The organism is Pseudomonas sp. HMSC067G02 (assembly GCF_001813485.1).
GTDB classification, from domain to species: Bacteria; Pseudomonadota; Gammaproteobacteria; order Pseudomonadales; family Pseudomonadaceae; genus Pseudomonas; species Pseudomonas aeruginosa.
In genome coordinates this window covers 65720-87001 of sequence record NZ_KV812632.1, presented here as the reverse complement: position 1 = coordinate 87001, position 21282 = coordinate 65720, and the positions used below count along the sequence as shown (strand labels likewise).

At 64.3% G+C, this 21282-nt stretch carries 22 protein-coding genes and 1 pseudogene; 21 read left to right on the top strand and 2 right to left on the bottom strand.

Translation table 11 applies throughout. From position 1 onward, the window contains the following. Together HMPREF2914_RS32280 and HMPREF2914_RS04315 are read right to left on the bottom strand one after the other, a co-directional pair. Positions 1–109: pseudogene (locus HMPREF2914_RS32280) on the bottom strand (branched-chain amino acid ABC transporter permease LivH); the annotation flags it as partial. A 260-nt stretch (positions 110–369) separates the two neighbouring features. Next, entirely contained in the window at positions 370–1491 is a 1122-nt protein-coding gene (locus HMPREF2914_RS04315) for a branched-chain amino acid ABC transporter substrate-binding protein (protein WP_003086396.1), read from the bottom strand. A 298-nt stretch (positions 1492–1789) separates the two neighbouring features. Here HMPREF2914_RS04315 and HMPREF2914_RS04310 point away from each other — a divergent pair, with 298 nt between their 5' ends. The 21 genes from HMPREF2914_RS04310 to HMPREF2914_RS04210 all read left to right on the top strand — a co-directional run bounded on the left by HMPREF2914_RS04310 (position 1790) and on the right by HMPREF2914_RS04210 (position 21170). Continuing rightward, positions 1790–2107, top strand: a complete 318-nt coding sequence (locus tag HMPREF2914_RS04310) for a DUF2288 domain-containing protein (protein WP_003086400.1) — start codon at positions 1790–1792, stop codon at positions 2105–2107. A gap of 66 nt (positions 2108–2173) precedes the next feature. Next, entirely contained in the window at positions 2174–2536 is a 363-nt protein-coding gene (locus HMPREF2914_RS04305) for a DUF5064 family protein (RefSeq protein WP_003082140.1), read from the top strand. Positions 2537–2788: 252 nt separating this feature from the next. Continuing rightward, the gene (gene flgB / locus HMPREF2914_RS04300) at positions 2789–3196 is read left to right on the top strand and encodes a flagellar basal body rod protein FlgB (protein ID WP_003082144.1); all 408 of its coding nucleotides are present in this window, start codon (positions 2789–2791) and stop codon (positions 3194–3196) included. A 5-nt stretch (positions 3197–3201) separates the two neighbouring features. Further along, complete coding sequence (gene flgC, locus HMPREF2914_RS04295; protein ID WP_003082150.1) at positions 3202–3642, top strand: flagellar basal body rod protein FlgC; 441 nt, start codon at positions 3202–3204, stop codon at positions 3640–3642. Positions 3643–3654: 12 nt separating this feature from the next. Beyond that, positions 3655–4368 (top strand): flagellar hook assembly protein FlgD, encoded by a 714-nt coding sequence (gene flgD, locus HMPREF2914_RS04290; RefSeq protein ID WP_003111390.1) that lies wholly within the window; start codon positions 3655–3657, stop codon positions 4366–4368. A 27-nt stretch (positions 4369–4395) separates the two neighbouring features. Next, positions 4396–5784, top strand: coding sequence for a flagellar hook protein FlgE (flgE, locus tag HMPREF2914_RS04285; protein WP_003086405.1), 1389 nt, complete (start codon positions 4396–4398; stop codon positions 5782–5784). Positions 5785–6001: 217 nt separating this feature from the next. Beyond that, the gene (gene flgF, locus HMPREF2914_RS04280) at positions 6002–6751 is read left to right on the top strand and encodes a flagellar basal-body rod protein FlgF (protein ID WP_003082159.1); all 750 of its coding nucleotides are present in this window, start codon (positions 6002–6004) and stop codon (positions 6749–6751) included. A gap of 46 nt (positions 6752–6797) precedes the next feature. Further along, positions 6798–7583, top strand: coding sequence for a flagellar basal-body rod protein FlgG (gene flgG, locus HMPREF2914_RS04275; protein ID WP_003082164.1), 786 nt, complete (start codon positions 6798–6800; stop codon positions 7581–7583). Between the two features lie 45 nt (positions 7584–7628). Continuing rightward, on the top strand, positions 7629–8324 hold the full coding sequence (gene flgH / locus HMPREF2914_RS04270; protein ID WP_003082166.1) for a flagellar basal body L-ring protein FlgH: 696 nt from the start codon (positions 7629–7631) through the stop codon (positions 8322–8324). 11 nt (positions 8325–8335) lie between these two features. Continuing rightward, entirely contained in the window at positions 8336–9445 is a 1110-nt protein-coding gene (locus tag HMPREF2914_RS04265; RefSeq protein WP_003082169.1) for a flagellar basal body P-ring protein FlgI, read from the top strand. Positions 9446–9455: 10 nt separating this feature from the next. Continuing rightward, positions 9456–10658 carry a flagellar assembly peptidoglycan hydrolase FlgJ gene (flgJ, locus tag HMPREF2914_RS04260; protein ID WP_023092126.1) on the top strand — a complete coding sequence of 401 codons (1203 nt, stop codon included), beginning with the start codon at positions 9456–9458 and terminating at the stop codon, positions 10656–10658. Between the two features lie 18 nt (positions 10659–10676). After that, positions 10677–12725: a flagellar hook-associated protein FlgK gene (gene flgK / locus HMPREF2914_RS04255; protein ID WP_003449030.1), complete on the top strand. Its 2049-nt coding sequence runs from the start codon at positions 10677–10679 to the stop codon at positions 12723–12725. Between the two features lie 38 nt (positions 12726–12763). Then, entirely contained in the window at positions 12764–14065 is a 1302-nt protein-coding gene (gene flgL, locus HMPREF2914_RS04250) for a flagellar hook-associated protein FlgL (RefSeq protein WP_003086414.1), read from the top strand. A gap of 288 nt (positions 14066–14353) precedes the next feature. Beyond that, the gene (locus tag HMPREF2914_RS04245) at positions 14354–15490 is read left to right on the top strand and encodes a DegT/DnrJ/EryC1/StrS family aminotransferase (protein ID WP_003086416.1); all 1137 of its coding nucleotides are present in this window, start codon (positions 14354–14356) and stop codon (positions 15488–15490) included. A gap of 54 nt (positions 15491–15544) precedes the next feature. Then, positions 15545–15769, top strand: a complete 225-nt coding sequence (locus HMPREF2914_RS04240) for an acyl carrier protein (RefSeq protein WP_003086419.1) — start codon at positions 15545–15547, stop codon at positions 15767–15769. 2 nt (positions 15770–15771) lie between these two features. Next, on the top strand, positions 15772–16812 hold the full coding sequence (locus HMPREF2914_RS04235; RefSeq protein WP_003086420.1) for a ketoacyl-ACP synthase III: 1041 nt from the start codon (positions 15772–15774) through the stop codon (positions 16810–16812). 25 nt (positions 16813–16837) lie between these two features. Beyond that, positions 16838–17605 (top strand): SDR family NAD(P)-dependent oxidoreductase, encoded by a 768-nt coding sequence (locus tag HMPREF2914_RS04230; RefSeq protein WP_003086422.1) that lies wholly within the window; start codon positions 16838–16840, stop codon positions 17603–17605. A gap of 10 nt (positions 17606–17615) precedes the next feature. Continuing rightward, on the top strand, positions 17616–18248 hold the full coding sequence (locus HMPREF2914_RS04225; protein WP_003158205.1) for an acetyltransferase: 633 nt from the start codon (positions 17616–17618) through the stop codon (positions 18246–18248). 17 nt (positions 18249–18265) lie between these two features. Then, positions 18266–19396, top strand: a complete 1131-nt coding sequence (locus tag HMPREF2914_RS04220; RefSeq protein WP_003158206.1) for an aromatic ring-hydroxylating oxygenase subunit alpha — start codon at positions 18266–18268, stop codon at positions 19394–19396. Beyond that, positions 19393–20007 (top strand): LbetaH domain-containing protein, encoded by a 615-nt coding sequence (locus tag HMPREF2914_RS04215; protein ID WP_019485559.1) that lies wholly within the window; start codon positions 19393–19395, stop codon positions 20005–20007. The genes HMPREF2914_RS04220 and HMPREF2914_RS04215 overlap by 4 nt, the downstream gene beginning before the upstream one ends. Next, positions 20004–21170 carry an FkbM family methyltransferase gene (locus HMPREF2914_RS04210; RefSeq protein ID WP_015503346.1) on the top strand — a complete coding sequence of 389 codons (1167 nt, stop codon included), beginning with the start codon at positions 20004–20006 and terminating at the stop codon, positions 21168–21170. Before HMPREF2914_RS04215 ends, HMPREF2914_RS04210 begins: the two co-directional genes overlap by 4 nt. The last annotated feature ends 112 nt before the right edge of the window (positions 21171–21282 follow it).

The window sequence follows — 21282 nt, the reverse complement described above, 5'->3', positions numbered from 1 at the left end:
TGCCGATGATGCCGTAGACCATGGTGTAGCCGATCGCGATCAGCGCATAGGTGCTGCCGACGGTCAGGCCGTTAACCAATTGTTGTAGGTAATGATAAATCTCGGGCATGGGACTCTCTCGCTAAACGCCCGCCGTTGTACGGCAGGTAGACGTTCGGCTCGCGGGTGTGGGGCCGGAACGCTGCTGAGACCCGTCACGATCCGGCGCGCGGCGGGCCGGCGGGAGGCAGGGGAAAGCCGCGCTCCCGTCCACCAGGAGTGAACGCTGCCGGTCTTCGCCTGCCCTTGCCGGGCCGCCGCTCGCGGAATCATGCGGGTACTAAAACAAAGCCCACGGTGGGTGACGTGGGCTCCGTACTGCAACGATGCTTACTTGACCTCGGTCCGGGTGGCGTCCTTGTGCCACTCGTAGACGGTGAAGTCGAAGTTCTTCAGGTCGCCCTTCTCGTCGAACCCGAGGTTCCCGGTGGGAGTCTCGAAGGTGTTGGCGCGCAGGGCCGCGGCGACCTTCTCCGGATCGGCCTCGCCGGCTTTCTCGATGCCCTTGGCGATCACGGTGACCGCGGAGTAGGCGGGCAGGACGAAGATGCCGCTCGGATCCTGGTTCTTCGCCTTGAAGGCGTCGATCAGGGCCTTGTTCTTCGGATCCTGCTCGAAGGCGCGCGGCAGGGTCGCCAGCATGCCTTCCGAGGCGTCGCCGGCGATCGCGGTGATTTCGCTGTTGCCGACCCCTTCCGGGCCCATGAAGCGCGCGTCCAGCCCGGCCTGCTTGGCCTGGCGCAGCAGCAGGCCCATTTCCGGGTGGTAGCCGCCGAAGTAGACGAACTGCACGCCGGCTTTCTTCAGCTTGCTGATCAGCGCGTTGAAGTCCTTGTCGCCGGCGTTCAGGCCTTCGAAGACGGCAACCTTGATGCCGGCGTCTTCCACTGTCTTCTTCACCTCGGTGGCGATGCCTTCGCCGTACTGCTGCTTGTCGTGCAGTACCGCGATGGTCTTGTCCTTGTAGCGTTCGGCGATGAACTTGCCGGCCACCGGGCCCTGCATGTTGTCCAGGCCGATGGTGCGGAAGATCAGTTTGTAGCCGCGCGAGGTGATTTCCGGGGCGGTGGCTGACGGGGTGATCATCAGCACGCCTTCGTCTTCGTAGATGTCGGTGGCGGGTTGGGTGGAGCTGGAGCAGACATGGCCGACCACGAACTTGACGCCGTCGTTGACCACCTTGTTGGCGACCGCCACGGCCTGCTTGGGATCGCAGGCGTCGTCGTAGATCACGCCTTCGAGTTGCGCGCCGTTCACGCCACCTGCCTTGTTGATCTGTTCGATTGCCATCAGCGCACCGGCGCGCTGCATGTCGCCGTACTGGGCTACCGGACCGGTGACCGGGCCAGCCAGGGCGATCTTGATGGTGTCGGCGGCCATGGAGTAGCTGGCGAACCCGGCAATGGCCATCGCGGCGAACAGGCGGGATAGACGCTGAGTACCCTTCTTCATAGTGCTCCACTCTTCTTGTGTGTTGTCATTGTTGTAGTCTCGCGGCCGCGGGGGCCGGAGGAGACCGGGTGATCGTCATGGACGGACCCCGGGAACTGTACCGGTACAGTGTAGAGCGGCGCTTCGTCGCTTGAAAAGCACGGCACGGCGAGCTCCCGTGAGTCGTGTCGCCTGGTTGACATAAACGTATAGAAAAACGGCGCGGACCTGCCTCACCTCCCTGGGCCCGGTTTCCCTTCGGCTGTCGTGGGCTACCGGCGGGCGTTATCATGGCGCCCATGCAATCCAGGTAGATCCCATGACAGAACAAACTAGCACCCTCTATGCCAAGCTGCTCGGCGAGACCGCGGTCATTTCCTGGGCCGAGCTGCAACCGTTCTTCGCCCGTGGCGCCTTGCTCCAGGTCGATGCCGCGCTGGACCTGGTGGAAGTCGCCGAGGCCCTGGCCGGGGACGACCGCGAGAAGGTCGCCGCCTGGCTTTCCGGCGGCGGCCTGAGCAAGGTCGGGGAGGATGCGGCCAAGGACTTCCTCGAACGCGACCCGACCCTCTGGGCGGTGGTGGTGGCGCCCTGGGTGGTCATTCAGGAACGCGCGGAAAAAGCGACGTTGCACTGATCCAGGGCGGTTTTCTTTCGCTCGACCCTGGCTAGACTGATTCCGATTCCCACCAGGAGATTCGTCATGTTCGAACCAGGCCACCTCCATCTGGTCAGCCTACCCGGCCTCGACCAGCAGGACATCAACATCCATATCCGCTACGAGGTGCGGCAGAACGCCGAATCCGGCGCCTATGTGCACTTCGACATGGACGGCGAGATCGACGGCAAGCCGTTCAGCGACTCCTTCGAGCTGCCGCGCGATACCGCCTTCAACTTCGCCAGCGATGCCACGCGGGTCGCCCAGAAGCACGGCCTGCACCCGAAGTTCGGCGCGATCACCCGGGTGCACAAGGAATACGATGCGATGTTCGAGGACATTCGCGCCAAGCTGCATGCCCATCCCGGCGAACCGGTGGATCTCGAGCGGATCATTCGCCACGAGTGAGCCGTGTCCCCGGCGGCCGGAAGCATGGGAAAGGCCCGATATCGACGATATCGGGCCTTTTTTCGTTTGCCGGAGAGGCCGTTCCAGGGGCTTGCCACCCTTGCCGGCAAGCGGAAACGGCTTGCCGCTTGCCGCTTCCGGGTTGCCCTTAAATAAATTCAAGTTATTGAATATAAAGGTTTTTAATAATTTGGCACGGGCCTTGCTGAAGTGTTGGCGACGAAAGCCACACCGGCAAACAGGTTCGCAGCCATGAGCATCAGTTTCGACAGAGCACTCGGTATCCACCAGCAGGCCCTCAGCTTCCGCGCCCAGCGCGCCGAAGTGCTGGCCAACAACCTGGCCAACGCCGATACCCCGAACTACAAGGCTCGCGACCTGGACTTCGCCGCGGTTCTCGCCGAGCAGAAGGACAAGGCCGCCAAGGGTACCTTCGCCACCCGCACCACCAACGAGCGGCATATCGCCGCCGAAGGTTTCGGCATGGGCGAGGGCAGCCTGCAGTACCGCATCCCGGTCCAGCCGTCGATCGACCAGAACACTGTCGACGCCCAGATCGAGCAGGCCAACTACGCCGAGAACGCCATGCACTTCCAGGCGTCCTTCACCTTCCTCAACAGCAAATTCAAAGGGCTGGTCAGCGCCCTGCGTGGAGAGTAACCGCCATGTCCCTCGCCAGTGTCTTCAACATTGCCGGTAGCGGCATGAGCGCCCAGAGCACCCGCCTGAACACTGTGGCCAGCAACATCGCCAACGCCGAGACGGTTTCCTCCAGCGTCGACAAGACCTACCGCGCCCGCCATCCGGTGTTCTCCACCATGTTCCAGCAGGCCCAGGGCGACAGCGGCTCGCTGTTCGCCGACCAGGACAGCTCCGGCGCCGGCGTGCAGGTGCTGGGCATCGTCGAGGACCAGAGTTCGCTGATGCCGCGCTACGAGCCGAACCATCCGGCCGCGGATGCCAACGGCTACGTGTATTACCCCAATGTGAACGTGGTCGAGGAAATGGCCGACATGATTTCCGCCAGCCGTGCCTTCCAGACCAACGCGGAAATGATGAATACCGCCAAACAGATGATGCAGAAGGTCCTGACCCTGGGTCAGTGAGCGGAGTAGAGCATGAGCATCGATAACGTCAGCGGCACCAGCAGCAACACCGGCAACGTCAACGGCAGCAATCGCGCCGCCGGCAGCGGCGCCACCGAGACCGGGCAGAGCGTCAAGGGCAGCAGCAACCTGGGCAAGGACGAATTCCTCAAGCTGCTGGTGGCCCAGTTGAAGAACCAGGACCCGATGTCGCCGCAGCAGAACGGCGAGTTCATCGCCCAACTGGCCCAGTTCAGCACCGTGGAAGGCGTGCAGTCGCTGAACAAGAGCATGGAGAGCATTCTCTCCAACTACCAGTCGTCGCAGGCCCTGCAAGCCTCGTCGCTGGTGGGGCGCAAGGTCATCGTGGCGACCGACAAGTCGGTGGTGGACACCAAGGACACCTTCAAGGCGTCCCTCAACCTGCCGGTTTCCAGCAGCAACGTCTGGGTCAACGTCTACGACGACAAGGGCACCGTGGTCAATCGCATCAACCTCGGCCAGCAGGCTGCCGGCAGCGTCAGCTTCATGTGGGACGGCAAGGACAGCAGCGGCAACATCATGCCGCCGGGCACCTACAAGTTCGAGGCGCAGACCTCGATCGACGGCAAGACCTATGGGCTCCAGACCTACCTGCCGGCCAACGTCGACAGCGTCACCCTGGGGCAGAACGGCGGCGAGCTGATGCTCAACCTCGCAGGCCTGGGCAGCATCGCGCTGTCCAAAGTACAGATCATCGGCCAGTAAGCCGGCGTTTCCGGCAAGGAGCTATCCATGAGTTTCAACATCGGCCTGAGCGGCATCCAGGCGGCCTCCAGCGGCCTGAACGTCACCGGCAACAACATCGCCAACGCCGGCACCGTAGGCTTCAAGCAATCCCGCGCGGAGTTCGCCGACGTCTACGCCGCCTCGGTGCTGGGTTCGGGCAGCAACCCGCAGGGCAGCGGCGTGCTGCTCTCGGACGTCTCGCAGATGTTCAAGCAGGGCAACATCGACTCGACCAACAGCGTGCTGGACCTGGCCATCAACGGCAACGGCTTCTTCGTCACCAGCAACAACGGGGCGATCAGCTACACCCGCGCCGGCTACTTCAATACCGACAAGCAGGATTTCATCGTCGACAACAACGGCTACCGCCTGCAGGGCTATGCCGTCGGGCCGAACGGCCAGTTGCAGAACGGCGTGGTCACCGACCTCAAGGTCGAGCGCGCCAACCAGGCGCCGCAGGCCACCTCGAGCATCCAGCAGTCGTACAACCTTAACTCGACGCTGAAGCCGCCGACCGTGACGCCGTTCGATCCGTCCGACGCCGCCACCTACAACTCGTCCTCTTCGCTGGGCATCTATGACAGCCAGGGCAACTCCCACACCATGAGCCAGTTCTTCATCAAGAACGAGCCGGACCCGAATGCGACCCCGCCGATTCCGGAGAACAGCTGGACCATGAAAGTGCTGATCGACGGGGTCAATCCGCTCGACCCGTCGAACAAGACGCCGATGAGCTTCAACGTCACCTTCGACGCCAGCGGCCAGATGACCTCGGTACGGGCTCCGGACGGCAGCACCAGCGGGCCGGGCTTCAGCATCGACGCGACCACCAACGTGATCCAGTTCAGCCCGGCCACCGGCAATCCGCCGACTCCCGGCACCGGCTGGATTCCGGCGGCCTCGGACGGCAAGACCCCGCCGACCTACGCCTGGAATGGCGCGACCGGTGCCGCCAGCGGCATCTCCTTCGACATGCGCAAGACCACCCAGTACTCCACCGCGTTCGCCCAGAGCAACCCGATCCAGGACGGCTACACCACCGGTCAGCTGGCAGGCCTGGAAATCGACGACACCGGGGTGATCTTCGCCCGCTACACCAACGGCCAGTCCAAGGTGCAGGGCCAGGTGGTGCTGGCCAACTTCGCCAACATCCAGGGCCTGACGCCGATCGGCAAGACCTCCTGGGTGCAGTCCGCGGAGTCCGGCGAGCCGGCGGTCGGCGCGCCGCGCTCGGGCACCCTGGGGGCGTTGCAATCCGGCGCGCTGGAAGCGTCCAACGTGGACATCTCCAACGAACTGGTGAACCTCATCGTCCACCAGCGCAACTACCAGGCCAATGCCAAGACCATCCAGACCGAGGATGCGGTGACCCAGACCATCATCAACCTGCGCTGATGACGGCGTGCCGGTGCCGTCCGGGCACCGGCAAGGCCCTTGCCGCCAGCGGCAACCCCTGGCCAGGGGTTGCCCCCGAAGCCTCCGAAAGGAGGCTTTCTGTTTTATAAAATCCTTTTAAATCAATGTATTAATTGTTTTTTCGAATTCTGGCACGGCGCTTGCTGGATAACCTGCAAGAAAGCCCGGCGGATTGTGCCGGTGCCTGGAGGATTCGATGGACAAGATGCTGTACGTCTCCATGAGCGGGGCCAGCCAGAACACCCTGGCGATGCGTGCTCATGCCAACAACCTGGCGAACATCTCGACCAGCGGCTTTCGTCGCGACTTCGAGCAGGCGCGTTCGATGCAGGTGTTCGGCGACAGCTTCCCGGCGCGGGTATTCGCCATGAGCGAGCGGCCCGGTACCGATTTCAGCCATGGCAGCCTCCAGGAAACCGGCAACGAGCTGGACATCGCCATCGACGGCGACGGCTTCGTCGCGGTCCAGGCGCCGGATGGCAGCGAGGCCTACGTGCGTACCGCCGGCATGCACATCGACGCCCTCGGCATGCTGCGCACCGGCGACGGTTTGCCGGTGCTCGGCAACGGCGGACCGATCGCCGTGCCGCCGGAGGAAAAGGTGGAGATCGGCCAGGACGGCACCATCAGCATCCGCGCCCTTGGCGAGAACCCCAACGTGGTCGCCGTGGTGGACCGGATCAAGCTGGTCAACCCGAACCTGAAGCAGATGGAGAAGGGTACCGACGGCCTGCTGCACTACAAGCCGCAGCCGGGCGAGCAGGCGCCGCTGGCCGACGCCAACGTGAAGGTGGTCTCCGGTTTCCTGGAAAGCAGCAACGTGAACGCGGTGGAAGAGATGACCGCGATCCTCTCGCTGTCCCGTCAATTCGAGCTGCACGTGAAGATGATGCGCACCGCCGAGGACGATTCGGCGGCCATGGCGCGGGTTTTGCAAATCAGCTAATCACTTGAGCGTGGTGCCATAAAACCGGCACCCGAGGAGCACGACGATGTTATCGGCACTGTGGGTCAGCAAGACCGGTCTGTCCGCCCAGGACATGAACCTGACCACCATTTCCAACAACCTGGCCAACGTATCCACCACCGGCTTCAAGCGCGACCGCGCGGAGTTCCAGGACCTGCTGTACCAGATCCGGCGCCAGCCGGGCGGCCAGTCGACCCAGGACAGCGAGCTGCCTTCGGGCCTGCAACTGGGTACCGGTGTGCGCGTCGTCGGCACCCAGAAGATCTTCACCCCGGGCAGCCTGCAGACCACCGAGCAGCCGCTGGACATGGCGGTCAACGGGCGCGGCTTCTTCCAGGTCCTGCTGCCGGACGGCACCGTGTCCTACACCCGCGACGGCAGCTTCCACCTGAACTCCGACGGGCAGATCGTCACCTCCAACGGCTTCGCCCTGGAGCCGGCGATCGTGGTGCCCAACGAGACCCAGACCTTCACCGTCGGCCAGGACGGCACCGTCTCGGTGACCACCACCGGCAACGCCCAGCCGCAGGTGATCGGCAACATCCAGACCGCCGACTTCATCAACCCGGCCGGCCTGCAGGCCATCGGCAACAACCTGTTCCTGGAAACCGGCTCCAGCGGCGCGCCGCAGGTCGGCACGCCGGGTCTCAACGGCCTCGGCACGGTTGCCCAGAACACCCTGGAAAACTCCAACGTCAACGTGGTCGAGGAACTGGTGAACATGATCACCACCCAGCGCGCCTACGAGATGAACTCCAAGGTCATCTCCACCGCCGACCAGATGTTGTCCTTCGTCACCCAGAATCTTTGACGGGCCCTGACCGGGCCCTGGCTGTACGCCGCGAGGTAGCTTGATATGAACCGGCTGATGATCGTCTCCCTGCTTGGCATCGCCACCGCCCTGGGCGGTTGCGTCAATCCACCGCCGAAGCCGAACGATCCGTACTACGCGCCGGTGCTGCCGCGCACCCCGCTGCCCGCCGCGCAGAACAACGGCGCGATCTACCAGGCCGGTTTCGAGCAGAACCTCTACGACGACCGCAAGGCCTTCCGCGTGGGCGACATCATTACCATCACCCTCAACGAGAAGACCCAGGCGAGCAAGAAAGCCAACTCCGATATCCAGAAGGACAGCAAGACCAAGATGGGGCTGACCTCGCTGTTCGGCAGCGGCATGACCACCAACAACCCGATCGGCGGCGGCGACCTCAGCCTCAGCGCCGAATACGGCGGCTCGCGCGACGCCAAGGGCGACAGCCAGGCGGGGCAGAGCAACAGCCTGACCGGCTCGATCACCGTGACCGTTGCCGAGGTGCTGCCCAACGGCATCCTCTCCGTGCGCGGCGAGAAGTGGATGACCCTGAACACCGGCAACGAGCTGGTGCGCATCGCCGGCCTGGTCCGTGCCGACGATATCGCCACCGACAACACCGTGTCCTCGACCCGCGTGGCCGACGCCCGGATCACCTATTCCGGCACCGGCGCTTTCGCCGATGCCAGTCAGCCGGGCTGGCTGGACCGCTTCTTCCTCAGCCCGCTGTGGCCGTTCTGAGGACGCTCGCGATGACCAAGTTCAAGCACCTGCTGGCCCTCGCCGCGCTGCTCCTGGCCGCCGGCGCGGCCCAGGCCGAGCGGTTGAAGGATATCGCCAGCATCCAGGGCGTGCGGACCAACCAGTTGATCGGCTATGGCCTGGTGGTCGGCCTGAGCGGCAGTGGCGACCAGACCACGCAGACGCCGTTCACCCTGCAGACCTTCAACAACATGCTGGCGCAGTTCGGCATCAAGGTGCCGGCCAACGTCGGCAACGTGCAGTTGAAGAACGTCGCCGCGGTATCGGTGCATGCCGACCTGCCGCCGTTCGCCAAGCCGGGCCAGCCGATCGACGTCACCGTGTCGTCCATCGGCAACGCCAAGAGCCTGCGCGGCGGCAGCCTGCTGATGACTCCGCTGAAAGGTATCGACGGCCAGGTCTACGCGGTCGCCCAGGGCAACCTGGTGGTCGGCGGCTTCGACGCCGAAGGCCGCGACGGCTCGAAGATCACCGTCAACGTACCGTCCGCCGGACGTATCCCGGCCGGCGCCACCGTCGAGCGCGCCGTGCCGAGCGGCTTCGACCAGGGCAACAGCCTGACGCTGAACCTCAACCGCCCGGACTTCACCACTGCCAAGCGCATCGTCGACCGCATCAACGAACTGCTCGGTCCGGGCGTCGCCCATGCGGTGGACGGCGGCTCGGTGCGGGTCAGCGCGCCGCTCGACCCGAACCAGCGGGTCGACTACCTGTCGATCCTGGAGAACCTCGACGTGCAGCCGGGCGAGGCGGTGGCCAAGGTCATCATCAATTCGCGCACCGGCACCATCGTCATCGGCCAGAACGTCAAGGTATCGCCGGCCGCCGTCACCCACGGCAGCCTGACCGTGAGCATCACCGAAGACCCGATCGTCAGCCAGCCCGGTGCCTTCTCCAACGGCCAGACCGCGGTGGTGCCACGCTCGCGGGTGAACGCCGAGGAGGAGACCAAGCCGATGTTCAAGTTCGGTCCCGGCACCACCCTGGACGACATCGTCCGCGCGGTGAACCAGGTCGGCGCCGCGCCGAGCGACCTGATGGCGATCCTCGAAGCCCTGAAGCAGGCCGGCGCGTTGCAGGCCGACCTGATCGTGATCTGAGGACGACGCCATGGATTCCCGTTTGCTCAGCGGTATCGGCGCAGGCCCCGACAGCGGCTCCTATACCGATCTCAACCGCCTCAACCAGCTCAAGGTCGGCAAGGACCGCGACGGCGAGGCGAACATCCGCAAGGTCGCCCAGGAATTCGAATCGCTGTTCCTCAACGAGATGCTCAAGTCCATGCGTTCGGCCAACGAAGCGCTGGGCGACGGCAATTTCATGAACAGCCAGACCACCAAGCAGTACCAGGACATGTACGACCAGCAACTGTCGGTGAGCCTGTCGAAGAATGCCGGCGGCATCGGCCTGGCCGACGTGCTGGTGCGCCAGTTGTCGAAGATGAAGCAAGGCTCCAGGGGCAACGGCGAAAACCCGTTCGCCCGGGGCGCCGAGAACGGCGCCGGTCGCTGGCCGAGCAACCCCAGCGCGCAGGCCGGCAAGGCCCTGCCGATGCCGGAAGCCGGCCGCGACGACTCGAAGCTGCTCAACCAGAGGCGCCTGGCGCTGCCGGGCAAGCTGGCCGAGCGCATGCTCGCCGGCATCGTTCCCTCCGCCTCGCCGGCCGCCAGCCAGATGCAGAGCCTGGGCCAGGACAGCTACCTGCCGGCGCAGAGCTACCCGGCGGCGAGCCGCCGCGGTTTCTCCACCGATGGCGTCGACAGCCAGGGCAGCCGGCGCATCGCCCAGCCGCCGCTGGCCAGGGGCAAGTCGATGTTCGCCTCCGCCGACGAATTCATCGCCACCATGCTGCCGATGGCCCAGAAGGCCGCCGAGCGGATCGGCGTCGATGCCCGCTACCTGGTGGCCCAGGCCGCGCTGGAGACCGGCTGGGGTAAATCGATCATCCGCCAGCAGGATGGCGGCAGCAGCCACAACCTGTTCGGCATCAAGACCGGCAGCCGCTGGGATGGTGCCTCGGCGCGCGCCCTCACCACCGAATACGAAGGCGGCAAGGCGGTCAAGGAGGTCGCGGCGTTCCGCTCCTACTCGTCGTTCGAGCAGAGCTTCCACGACTACGTCAGCTTCCTCCAGGGCAACGACCGCTACCAGAACGCCCTGGACAGCGCCGCCAACCCCGAGCGCTTCATGCAGGAACTGCAGCGCGCCGGCTACGCCACCGATCCGCAGTACGCCCGCAAGGTGGCGCAGATCGCCAGACAGATGCAGACCTACCAGGCCGTCGCCGCCGCCGGCACGCCGCCTCTGGGTTGAGCAAGGAGGAACTGACCCATGTCCGACCTACTCTCGATAGGCCTGTCCGGCCTCGGCACCAGCCAGACCTGGCTGACCATCACCGGGCACAACATCACCAACGTCAAGACGCCGGGCTACAGCCGCCAGGATGCCATCCAGCAGACCCAGGTCCCGCAGTTCAGCGGTGCCGGCTACATGGGCTCGGGCAGCCAGATCGTCGACGTGCGCCGCCTGGCCAGTGACTTCCTCACCGGCCAGTTGCGCAACGCCACCAGCCAGAACAGCGAGTTGAGCGCATTCCGTAGCCAGATCGAGCAGCTCGACGGCCTGTTGTCCAACACCACCACCGGCGTCAGCCCGGCCATGCAGCGCTTCTTCGCCGCACTGCAGGCCGCCGCCAACAATCCCTCCTCGACCGAAGCGCGCGAGGCAGTGCTTGCCCAGGCCGAGGGGCTGGGCAAGACCTTCAATACCCTCTATGACCAGTTGGACAAGCAGAACAGCCTGATCAACCAGCAACTGGGCGCGCTGGCTTCGCAGGTCAACCATCTGTCACAGAGCGTGGCCAGCTACAACGATGCCATCGCCAAGGCCAAGTCGGCGGGCGCGGTGCCCAACGACCTGATGGATGCGCGCGACGAAGCCGTGCGCAAGCTATCCGAGATGATCGGGGTGACCGCGGTCACCCAGGACGACAACAGCGTCAGCCTGTTCATCGGTAGCGGCCAGCCGCTGGTGGTGGGCAATACTGTGTCGACCCTGAGCGTGGTGCCCGGGCTGGATGACCCGACCCGCTACCAGGTGCAACTGAGCAACGGCAACTCCATACAGAACGTCACCGGCCTGGTGTCCGGCGGCGAGATGGGTGGCTTGCTGGCCTACCGCAACAGCGCCCTGGACAGCAGCTACAACAAGCTCGGGCAGTTGGCGATCACCCTCGCCGATACCATCAACAAGCAGTTGGGGCAGGGCCTCGACCTGGCCGGCAAGGCCGGCGCCAACCTGTTCGGCGACATCAACGATCCGGACATCACCGCGCTGCGGGTCCTGGCGAAGAACGGCAACACCGGCAATGTCCACGCCAACCTGAACATCACCGATACCAGCAAGCTGAATTCCAGCGATTTCCGCCTGGACTTCGACGGCACCAATTTCACCGCGCGGCGCCTGGGCGACGACGCAAGCATGCAGGTCACGGTCAGCGGTACCGGTCCCTACACCCTCTCGTTCAAGGATGCCAACGGCGTCGACCAGGGCTTCAACCTGACCCTCGACCAGCTCCCGGCTGCCGGCGACCGCTTCACCCTGCAGCCGACCCGGCGTGGCGCGGCGGATATCGAGGCGACGCTGAAGAATGCCTCGCAACTGGCGTTCGCCGGTACCGCGCGTACCGAATCGACCACCGAAAACCGCGGCACCGGCAAGATCGGCGCGCCGACCCTCACCAGCGGTCCGTCGCCGGTGGACCCGGCGGTGCTACAGGGCGCGTTCGGGCCCAACGGGATCAGCCTGGGCGCGACGCTCAGCGCCGACGGCAAGACCTATACCCTGTCCTCGCCGTTGCCGGCCGGCTGGAACTACGTCGACAAGGACGGTAACGCCCTGAGCGGCAGCCCGACGCTGACCAGCGGCAATACCAATACCGTGCGCATGGCGTTCACCGACCCGAGCGGGCAGAAATACAGCTACGAATTCGAGCTCAGCGGCGTACCGCAGAACTCCGACAGCTTCAAGCTGGGCTTCAACGACAAGGGCATTTCCGACAACCGCAACGCTCTCAACCTGCTGGCCTTGCAGACCAAGCCGACCGTCGGCGGCACCGACAACACCGGTTCCACCTACAACGAGGCCTATGGTGGCCTGGTCGAGCGGGTCGGCACCCTGACCGCCCAGGTGCGTGCCAGCAGCGAGGCCAGCGCCACGGTGCTGAAGCAGGCCCAGGACAGCCGCGATTCGTTGTCCGGGGTGAGCCTCGACGAAGAGGCGGCCAACCTGATCCAGTTCCAGCAGTATTACGGTGCCTCGGCCCAGGTGATTCAAGTTGCCCGCACTTTGTTCGATACCCTGATTGGAGCGTTCCGTTGAGTTCTCTCGACGGGGCCTAAGCCAGCGAGACCGCCACCATGCGCATTTCCACCATCCAGGCCTTCAACAACTCGGTCAACGGGATTTCCCGCAACTACGCGGACCTGAACCGTACCTTCGAGCAGATCAGCACCGGCAAGCGCATCCTGACCCCGGCGGACGACCCGGTCGGTTCGGTACGCCTGTTGCGCCTGGACCAGGAACAGGGGTTGAACGAGCAGTACAAGACCGGCATGACCGAGGCGAAGAACAGCCTGAGCCAGGAGGAAACCATCCTCCGTTCGGTCGGCAACGTCCTCCAGCGCATCCGCGAGATCGCCGGCCAGGCCGGCGACGGCGCACTGGACTCCAACGACAAGAAGTCGCTGGCCAGCGAGTTGCGCCAGCGCGAGGACGAGTTGCTGAACCTGCTCAACAGCCGCGACGCGAGTGGCAAATACCTGTTTTCCGGGTCCCAGGGCTCGGTGCAGCCGTTCGTGCGCAACGAGGACGGCACCTACAGCTACATGGGCGACGAGAGCCAGCGCGAGGTGCAGATCGCCAGCAGCACGCGGATTCCGGTCAGCGACAGCGGCAAGGTGCTGTTCGAGGACATCGTCAACGCCGCTCGTCTCGATACCAAGGCGGCGGCTGGCAATACCGGCGACGGTCGCATCTCGGTCGGCCTGGTCGAGGACGAGCTGGCCTTCGACAGCCAGTTCCCGGCGAGCAACCCGCCTGCGGCAACCGACGGCTTCAACATCCACTTCGTCAGCGACAAGGAGTACGTGGTCTACGATCCGAAGAGCCTGCCTCCGGGCTATGACTGGACCACATACGATCCGAATTCGCCGCCGGCCTGGCAATTGTCCAAGGGCGCCATCGACGACGACCCGAAGACCATCGACAAGGTGCTCTACGCCGGCGTCAGCGTGACGATCGACGGCACGCCGAAGGCGGGCGACGAGTTCAACGTCAACTACAAGCCGGGCAGCGAGAAGCGCAGCCTGCTGAACGTGGTGTCGGACCTGCGCAAGGCCCTGGAAAGCTCCACCGACAACCAGGCCGGCAACGACGCCATCCGCGATGCGACGGCGGTGGCCCTGACCAACCTCTCCGCCGTGGCTGCCGCCGTGGATGGCGGCCAGGGCAAGATCGGCGCGCGCCTGAATACCGTGGAAAGCACCGAGACCTTCATCGACGATGTGAAGCTGGTGAATGCGTCGGTGATGTCGCAGATCCAGGACCTGGACTACGCCGAGGCGTTGTCGCGGCTGTCGTTGCAGTCCACCATCATGGATGCCGCGCAGCAGAGCTACGTGAAGATCCAGGGGTTGAGCCTGTTCAACTACCTGAAGTGACAGTCCCTCTGTGGAACAGGGCCCATGACTCCGTCATGGGCCTTTTCGTTCGCAGGGACTGTACCTGTGTCGCTGGAGGGTATGTTCCGCAAGGTCTACGGAAACACGGGAGAATTTGTCAGAAGTTTGACTGCCGATTCGCGCCGCAGCGCCTGTGGAACAGCCAGGGGCCGCGCGACCAGGGGCTTTGACCTGCATCAAGCTCTTTGGGTACGGGCCTTGCATAGAGTGGCGTGCTCGGGTTTTTCGCCCTTTACTCGCCTGAGTATCCATTCATCAGGGCCCTACATGAACAACAAGACGATCCCGGTCACCAGCCCGCTGCTGCCGCCCCTGGAAGAGTTCATCCCCTACCTGGAAAAGATCTGGGAGAGCCGTTTCCTGACCAACGGGGGCGACATGCACCATGCGTTGGAAGAGGCCCTGTGCGAGTACCTGGGGGTGAAGCACATTGTGCTCTTCGCCAACGCCACCCTGGCGCTCATCACCGCGCTGCAGGCATTGCGGGTGACCGGCGAGGTGATCACCACGCCGTACTCCTTCGTCGCCACCAGCCACGCGCTGCTGTGGAACGGGCTCAAGCCGATCTTCGTGGACATCGACCAGGACTCCATGAATCTCGACCCGTCGCGGATCGAGGCGGCGATCACCCCGCAGACCACCGCGATCCTGCCGGTGCATTGCTACGGCAACCCCTGCGATGTCGAGGCTATCCAGCGGATCGCCGATATCCACCACCTGAAGGTCATCTACGATGCCGCGCATGCCTTCGCCGTGCGCGACGCCGGCGGCAGCGTGCTGCGCCACGGCGACCTGAGCATCCTCAGCTTCCATGCCACCAAGGTGTTCAACACCTTCGAGGGCGGTGCGATCATCTGCTCGGACGAAAACACCCGGCAACGCCTCAACCACCTTAAGAATTTCGGCTTCGTCGACGAGGTCACGGTGGTCATGCCCGGCATCAACGGCAAGCTCAACGAGGTCGGCGCTGCCTTCGGGCTGCTGCAACTCAAGCACGTCGACCAGGCCCTGGAGCAGCGCAGGGAGATCGCCGAGCGCTATCGGCGCCTGCTGGCCGGCGTCCCTGGCATCCAGTGCCTCCGGCCTGGTACCCAGACCTTCGCCAACAACGCCTATTTCCCGATCCTGGTGGAAGACGATTTTCCGCTTTCGCGCGACGAGCTGTACCAGCGCCTGCGCGACAGGGATGTGCTGGTGCGGCGCTACTTCTACCCACTCATCAGCGACTTCCCCATGTACCATTCGCTGCCCTCGGCGGCGCCCGCCAATCTTCCGGTGGCGCGGTCGATTTCCTCGCGGGTGCTGTGCCTGCCGATCTATCCCGGGCTGGCCGCCGCAGACGTCGAGTTCGTCGCCGGCCTGATCGCTTCCGCCGCCATGCCGCGGCGGCGAGCATCAAGTTGAGCCCGTCGCGACCGATAACAGAATGAACAACCGCCTCACTCAGGTAGACAAGAAATGAGCCAAGCAAAATTCATCGAAGACTTCCTTTCCGCCACCGATTTCCAGAATCCCGTCGAGGTCAGCATGGACACCCAGCTCGAAGACCTGCCGGAATGGGACTCGCTGGCCGCGCTCGGGGTCATCGTCATGTTCGACATGGAATACGGCAAGACCATCACCGGCGAAGACCTGATCAAGGCTCGCACGGTGGGCGACCTCTACCAGATGCTCGGACTCTGACCATGGCCACCTCCACGCTGAAGAACGTCCGTTTCGCCGGGATGGCGACCTGCGTCCCCAAGCGCGTTATCTCCAACCTGACCGACTGCAAGCCGCAGTTGCGCGCCGAGCGCGAACGCCTGGTGCGCAACATCGGCATCGAGACGCGGCGCATGGCGCAGGAGTGGCAGTGCTTCTCCGACCTGGCCTTCGACGCCGCCGAGCGCCTGCTGGAAAGCCTGGAGTGGAAGCGCGAGGAGGTCGATGCGCTGATCGTCGTGACCCAGTCTCCCGACTACCTGGCGCCGGCTACCGCGATCATCCTCCAGGACCGCCTGGGGCTGCCGCATTCCACCGTGGCCTTCGACGTCAACCTGGGTTGCTCGGCCTATCCGTTCGCCCTCAACCTGCTGGGTTCGCTGATTGCCGCCGGCGGGGTGAAGAAGGGCCTTGTGCTGGTCGGCGACCGCGGCGCCAGTGTCAACGATCCGATCTTCTCCGACGCGGGCACCGCGACGGCGCTGGAGTTCTGCGAAGGCGCGCCGCCGATGCATTTCGACCTGAACAGCGACGGCAGCGGCTACAAGGCCATCATCCTGCCGGTGGGCGGCCATCGCGAACCGGTCGGCGTGCAGCACCTGATGCCGTTCCGCGAGGACGAGAACGACCATTGGCACCGTGCCATCGACCTGCAGCTCGACGGCACCGCCGTGCTCAGCTTCTCCACCCAGCGCGTACCGCCGGCGGTGGAAAAGCTGCTCGACTATGCCGGTGCGAGCAAGGACGAAGTGGACTACTTCGTTTTCCACCAGGCCAACCGGATGATCAACGAGACCATCCGCAAGAAGCTCGGCCTGCCGGTAGAGAAGGTGCCTTCGACCCTGCGCGACTTCGGCAACACCAGCGGCGCCTCCCTGCCGGTGACCATGACCGCGCGGATCAACCGGGAACTCGAGGCCGGCCGCAATCGCGTGTTGCTCTGCGGCTTCGGTATCGGCCTGTCCTGGGGTACCTGCCTGGTGGATATCGAAGGGGCGAAGTTCCCCGACCTGATCGAATCCTGAGAGCCTTGAACGCGGAATCAGCCAAGTGAACGACGAGACTTCCTTCAATCCCTTCAGCCTGTCGGGCAGGCGCATCCTGGTCACCGGCGCCAGTTCCGGCCTGGGCCTGGCCATCGCGCAGAGCTGCGCGCGGATGGGCGCCGAGCTGATCGTTACCGGACGTGACCAGACCCGCCTGGATGGATGCCTGACAACCTTGCAGTCGATCTCGGAGCTGCCGCACCGTGCTGTCCAGGCCGATCTTCGGGTAGCCGAGGAGCGCGCTGCGGTGGTAGCGGCTGTCGACAGCGAAATCCATGGACTGGTGCATAGCGCCGGTATTTCCCGTCTGTGTCCAGTGCGGATGATGACCGAAGCGCACTTGCATGAAGTCCAGTCGATCAATGTCGACTCGCCGATGCTGCTTACCCAGGCGTTGCTCAAACGCAACCTGGTAGCGCCCGGCGGTTCGATCCTGTTCATCGCTTCCATCGCCGCCCACATCGGGGTTGCCGGAGTGGGGGCATACTCGGGAACCAAGGCCGCTCTGATCGCCATGTCCCGCTGCCTGGCCATGGAAGTGGTGAAGCGCAACATCCGGGTTAACTGCCTGTCTCCATCACTGGTGGAAACACCGCTTCTGGATGCAGCCACCCAGACGGTCGGTTCGATGGACGGTCAACGCAGCAACCACCCGATGGGCTTCGGCAAGCCCGAGGATATCGCCAACGCCGCTATCTTCATGCTTTCCGATGCCAGCCGCTGGGTGACCGGCACGACCCTGGTGATGGACGGCGGCCTGACCATCAGTTGAGGACGATGCAATGAAGAGGATCATCATCCTCGGCGCCGGTGGGTTGGGGCGTCAGGTGCTGGCCCAGCTGCAGGTCGACTACGGTCACGGCATCGACTGGGTGATCGGCGGGTTTCTCGACGAGCGCGGCCCCGAAGCGGTCGCGGAGTCGCTCTACTACCCGTGGCTCGGGTATCCGGAGAGCTTCGTCGCGGAGCCTGACCAACTGTTCGTCGCCGCGGTCGGCGATCCGCTCAGTCGCCAGAAGCAGGTCGCATGCCTGCTGGCGAAGGGCGCCGAGTTCGTCGCTATCCGCACCCGCTGCACCCTTGGCGTGCGGACCAGCTACGGCCCGACCTTCTTCGGCTACGACGTGAGCAGCGGCGTGGACTGCCGTATCGGCGCCTACGGTTTCATCGACCAGCAAACCATGCTCGGCCACGACGTGGTCATCGGTGACTATGTACATATCGGCCCGCGCTGCCTGCTGGCCGGCTACGTGAAGGTGGGCGATCGTGCGGTGATCAACTCCGGGGCGATGATCGCCCGCGACGTCAGTATCGGCGAAGACGCCGTGGTGGGCATGGGCGCGGTGGTGTTCAAGGACGTGGCGGCCGGACAGACCGTGGTCGGCAATCCGGCCCGGGTTATTTTCAGCAAGTGAAGGTTGTGGATGTGGACATGACTCGCCATGCGCTGGACGCAGCGCACTACACCGAGCCGCAGACGCTCGCGCTGGAGCGCGAAAGGCTGTTCGGCAGGCTCTGGATCTTCGTCGGCTTCAGTTCGATGGTGCGCGAGCGCAACCAGTTCTTCACCCGCAAGATCGCCGGCGTGCCGGTCGTGGTGCAGCGTACCGAGTCCGGCATCCGGGCCTTTCTCAACCAGTGTCCGCATCGTCTGTCGGCCATCCAGACCGAATGCACCGGCCAGCGACCGCTGGTCTGCCCGTACCATGCCTGGTCGTTCGGCGCCGAGGGGCAGCTACAGGGCATTCCGAACTCCAGTCTGTACCAGTTCAGCGCCGAGGAGCGGGCGCGGATCGGCTTGCGCAAGCTGCACCTGGAAGAGGTGGGGCAACTGCTGTTCGTCAACCTGGCGGACGACCCGCTGCCGCTGCGCGAGCAGTTCGACGATGGATTCCTGGAAACCTTGCGGGAGGTCTCCTCGCACCTGGATACGCGGCTGATCTACAGCTGCCACAAGGTGCGCTACAACTGGAAGCTGAACATGGAGAACGTGAAGGACTACAACCATGTTCCTTTCGTCCATCCGAAGACCTTCCTCCCGGTGATGACCGCCCCGGTGCGCGGTCTGGCACGCGAGGCTGCGGTGCCATCCGAGGTGCTGCGCCTGCTGCAGGAAGGCGAAACGCCGGAGCTGCGTTCGCTGAGCTTCCCCACCAAGGCGCCGATCCAGCCCTACAAGAGCTGGTTCTCCGACCTCTGTGAGGGCTACGGCGACGAGCACGCCTACTACAACTGGTTCATCTACCCGAACGTGAACTTCTGCAGCGTCCGTGGCGAGCACTTCCTGCTCCAGCAGTACGATCCGGTGGCTCCCGGCGAGACCGACTACCACCTGTGGATGATGACTGCCCGGCGCAAGGATCCGAAGACCGATTTCAGCGCTTTGCTGAGCACCCTGATTCGCGGCGAGCGTAACGTGATCGGCGAGGACACCCTGGTCCTGGAACGCCTCCAGGAGGGGCTGGGCGCACATTCGCCGCCGTTCATGCACGGCGACTACGAGGTGCAGCTGGTGCGCCAGCACCTGTGGTATCGCGCGCAGGTACTGGGGGAGAGGGCATGAAGCAGGCGATCATCGTCGGGGAAGGGCGCGCGCTCGAACGGGCGGACAGTACTGCGCGGGAACGGGGACTGGGACACCGGGTCCTGGAGCTGAATGCTGCGGATCGACACAACTTCGATATTGCGCCTCTGCTCGAACGCTACCCCGCTGCGGAAAGCGAAGTATTCGTGGCGCTGGACGAGCGGGCGGTGAACTACGCCCGCCACAAGCTCATCGCGGATATCCGCCTGGCGGGCTACCGGCTATTCGATATCGTCTCGCCTCAGGCCATCGTCGGCGAAGGCGTGCGACTGCTGGGCAACGTGTTCGTCGGCGCCGGTTGCGTGCTCGCCGGTCCTGCCCGCATCGGCACTGGCAGTTGGCTGGAGCTGCAGGTCCTGGTGGAGGAGGACTGCCGGGTCGGAACCTGTAGCACGCTGCTCGCTGGCGTGCAGTTGGGACGGCGAGTGGAGATCGGCCAGGGCAGCACGCTGGGTGCGGGCAGCGTCGCGCTCGCCGACACCCGGGTGGGGCGACACTGCGAATGGTTGTTGCCGGGCAGGCTTCCCCGGGAACTGCCCAATTACTCCTTTTACGATGAACTCATGCCCGATGGGGCACGCATCCTATGAGCGGGGAGCTGTCGATGATGGCGGGAAACGATATGACGCAGGCGGACTTCCTTTCGCGATGCGAACGGAGCGGATATCTATTGGTGCTGGTGCCTACTTCCTATCTTGGAGGGGTGTTCCGCTCACAGGTGGTTGCCGGTTTGTCGCAGCGTCTGCCTGGGGTTCGCCTGATTGCTGTGGACGATGTGCTTTTCGCCAGCAATAGCGTTCCCGATGGTTTCGACCAGGTGATTCCTACCGCCCAGTTGAAGGAACCATGCCACGCAGGGAAACCCGCAGTGAATTGTGCCTATTCGCTGCCTACCTGGCTGACGCTGGATCACCTGGCGAAGACTGCGCAATGCATCACCCTCGATCTGCCCGAGCTTCTCTACCTGCTGGATATTCCTTTGGTCTACCAGACCGGCGCGCTGACTCGCGAATTGGCGATGCAGCATCACGCCGAGTTCGTCTCGCTGCGCGAGCGCCTGGCCGACGAGCGAAGCCGGAAGACCCTGGAAGCCATCATGCGCCTGCGTTTGGACGGCAACCGCGCTGCGTTGCTGGACGTGTTGTGTCCGGGAGAGCAGGAATACTTTTCCCTGTACCGGGGCCCCGAGCATCCGATCGTCTTGCGAAGCGACGAGCATTACGTGGATATCGGTGCCTACGATGGCGATACGGTGAAGAAGTTCATGCTGGCGGCTCGTCATGAATATGCTTCGATCCATGCCTTCGAGCCTGATCCGGCGAATTACCGGCTCATGCATGCGTCGCTTGCTGGAAGTGTCGGTCTCCATCTGCATAACCAGGCGGTGTCCGATACCGGCGGCCATCTCGCATTCGCAGCCCACGGCACCATGGGAAGCAGGGTCGAGATAGACGGCACCGTGCAGGTGCCGTGCGTGCGGCTCGACGATGTCCTCGATGTCATGACCTTGCTGAAAATGGATGTGGAAGGCCATGAGGCACGGGTTCTGCGGGGGGCCGCGCGGCTGATCGACGAGTGCCGGCCGCGCATGGCCATCACCTGTTACCACCATGTGCAGGACCTGCTGGACATCGTCGCCGCGATCGACGGGATCGCTGCGGGAGCCCGGCTGCGCCTGCGCCATTACTCGCTGTATTTCTACGACACGATCCTCTATGTCGACTGGCCCGATGCTCTTCGTGAAGGGCGCTGACGCGCTCGTCGGAGCAGATGCTCCGCCGCGGGGAGTCGAGACCGGGAGCGGCGACACGAAGGGCCATGGCCCGGCCCTTCCGATCACCATGCGCTGCACCAATTACTCAGGA

Bases quoted from the DNA above. Each gene is read 5' to 3' on its own strand.
- HMPREF2914_RS04315 (WP_003086396.1), bottom strand. From the start codon at position 1,491: ATGAAGAAGGGTACTCAGCGTCTATCCCGCCTGTTCGCCGCGATGGCC.
- HMPREF2914_RS04310 (WP_003086400.1), top strand. From the start codon at position 1,790: ATGACAGAACAAACTAGCACCCTCTATGCCAAGCTGCTCGGCGAGACC.
- HMPREF2914_RS04305 (WP_003082140.1), top strand. From the start codon at position 2,174: ATGTTCGAACCAGGCCACCTCCATCTGGTCAGCCTACCCGGCCTCGAC.
- flgB (WP_003082144.1), top strand. From the start codon at position 2,789: ATGAGCATCAGTTTCGACAGAGCACTCGGTATCCACCAGCAGGCCCTC.
- flgC (WP_003082150.1), top strand. From the start codon at position 3,202: ATGTCCCTCGCCAGTGTCTTCAACATTGCCGGTAGCGGCATGAGCGCC.
- flgD (WP_003111390.1), top strand. From the start codon at position 3,655: ATGAGCATCGATAACGTCAGCGGCACCAGCAGCAACACCGGCAACGTC.
- flgE (WP_003086405.1), top strand. From the start codon at position 4,396: ATGAGTTTCAACATCGGCCTGAGCGGCATCCAGGCGGCCTCCAGCGGC.
- flgF (WP_003082159.1), top strand. From the start codon at position 6,002: ATGGACAAGATGCTGTACGTCTCCATGAGCGGGGCCAGCCAGAACACC.
- flgG (WP_003082164.1), top strand. From the start codon at position 6,798: ATGTTATCGGCACTGTGGGTCAGCAAGACCGGTCTGTCCGCCCAGGAC.
- flgH (WP_003082166.1), top strand. From the start codon at position 7,629: ATGAACCGGCTGATGATCGTCTCCCTGCTTGGCATCGCCACCGCCCTG.
- HMPREF2914_RS04265 (WP_003082169.1), top strand. From the start codon at position 8,336: ATGACCAAGTTCAAGCACCTGCTGGCCCTCGCCGCGCTGCTCCTGGCC.
- flgJ (WP_023092126.1), top strand. From the start codon at position 9,456: ATGGATTCCCGTTTGCTCAGCGGTATCGGCGCAGGCCCCGACAGCGGC.
- flgK (WP_003449030.1), top strand. From the start codon at position 10,677: ATGTCCGACCTACTCTCGATAGGCCTGTCCGGCCTCGGCACCAGCCAG.
- flgL (WP_003086414.1), top strand. From the start codon at position 12,764: ATGCGCATTTCCACCATCCAGGCCTTCAACAACTCGGTCAACGGGATT.
- HMPREF2914_RS04245 (WP_003086416.1), top strand. From the start codon at position 14,354: ATGAACAACAAGACGATCCCGGTCACCAGCCCGCTGCTGCCGCCCCTG.
- HMPREF2914_RS04240 (WP_003086419.1), top strand. From the start codon at position 15,545: ATGAGCCAAGCAAAATTCATCGAAGACTTCCTTTCCGCCACCGATTTC.
- HMPREF2914_RS04235 (WP_003086420.1), top strand. From the start codon at position 15,772: ATGGCCACCTCCACGCTGAAGAACGTCCGTTTCGCCGGGATGGCGACC.
- HMPREF2914_RS04225 (WP_003158205.1), top strand. From the start codon at position 17,616: ATGAAGAGGATCATCATCCTCGGCGCCGGTGGGTTGGGGCGTCAGGTG.
- HMPREF2914_RS04220 (WP_003158206.1), top strand. From the start codon at position 18,266: ATGACTCGCCATGCGCTGGACGCAGCGCACTACACCGAGCCGCAGACG.
- HMPREF2914_RS04215 (WP_019485559.1), top strand. From the start codon at position 19,393: ATGAAGCAGGCGATCATCGTCGGGGAAGGGCGCGCGCTCGAACGGGCG.
- HMPREF2914_RS04210 (WP_015503346.1), top strand. From the start codon at position 20,004: ATGAGCGGGGAGCTGTCGATGATGGCGGGAAACGATATGACGCAGGCG.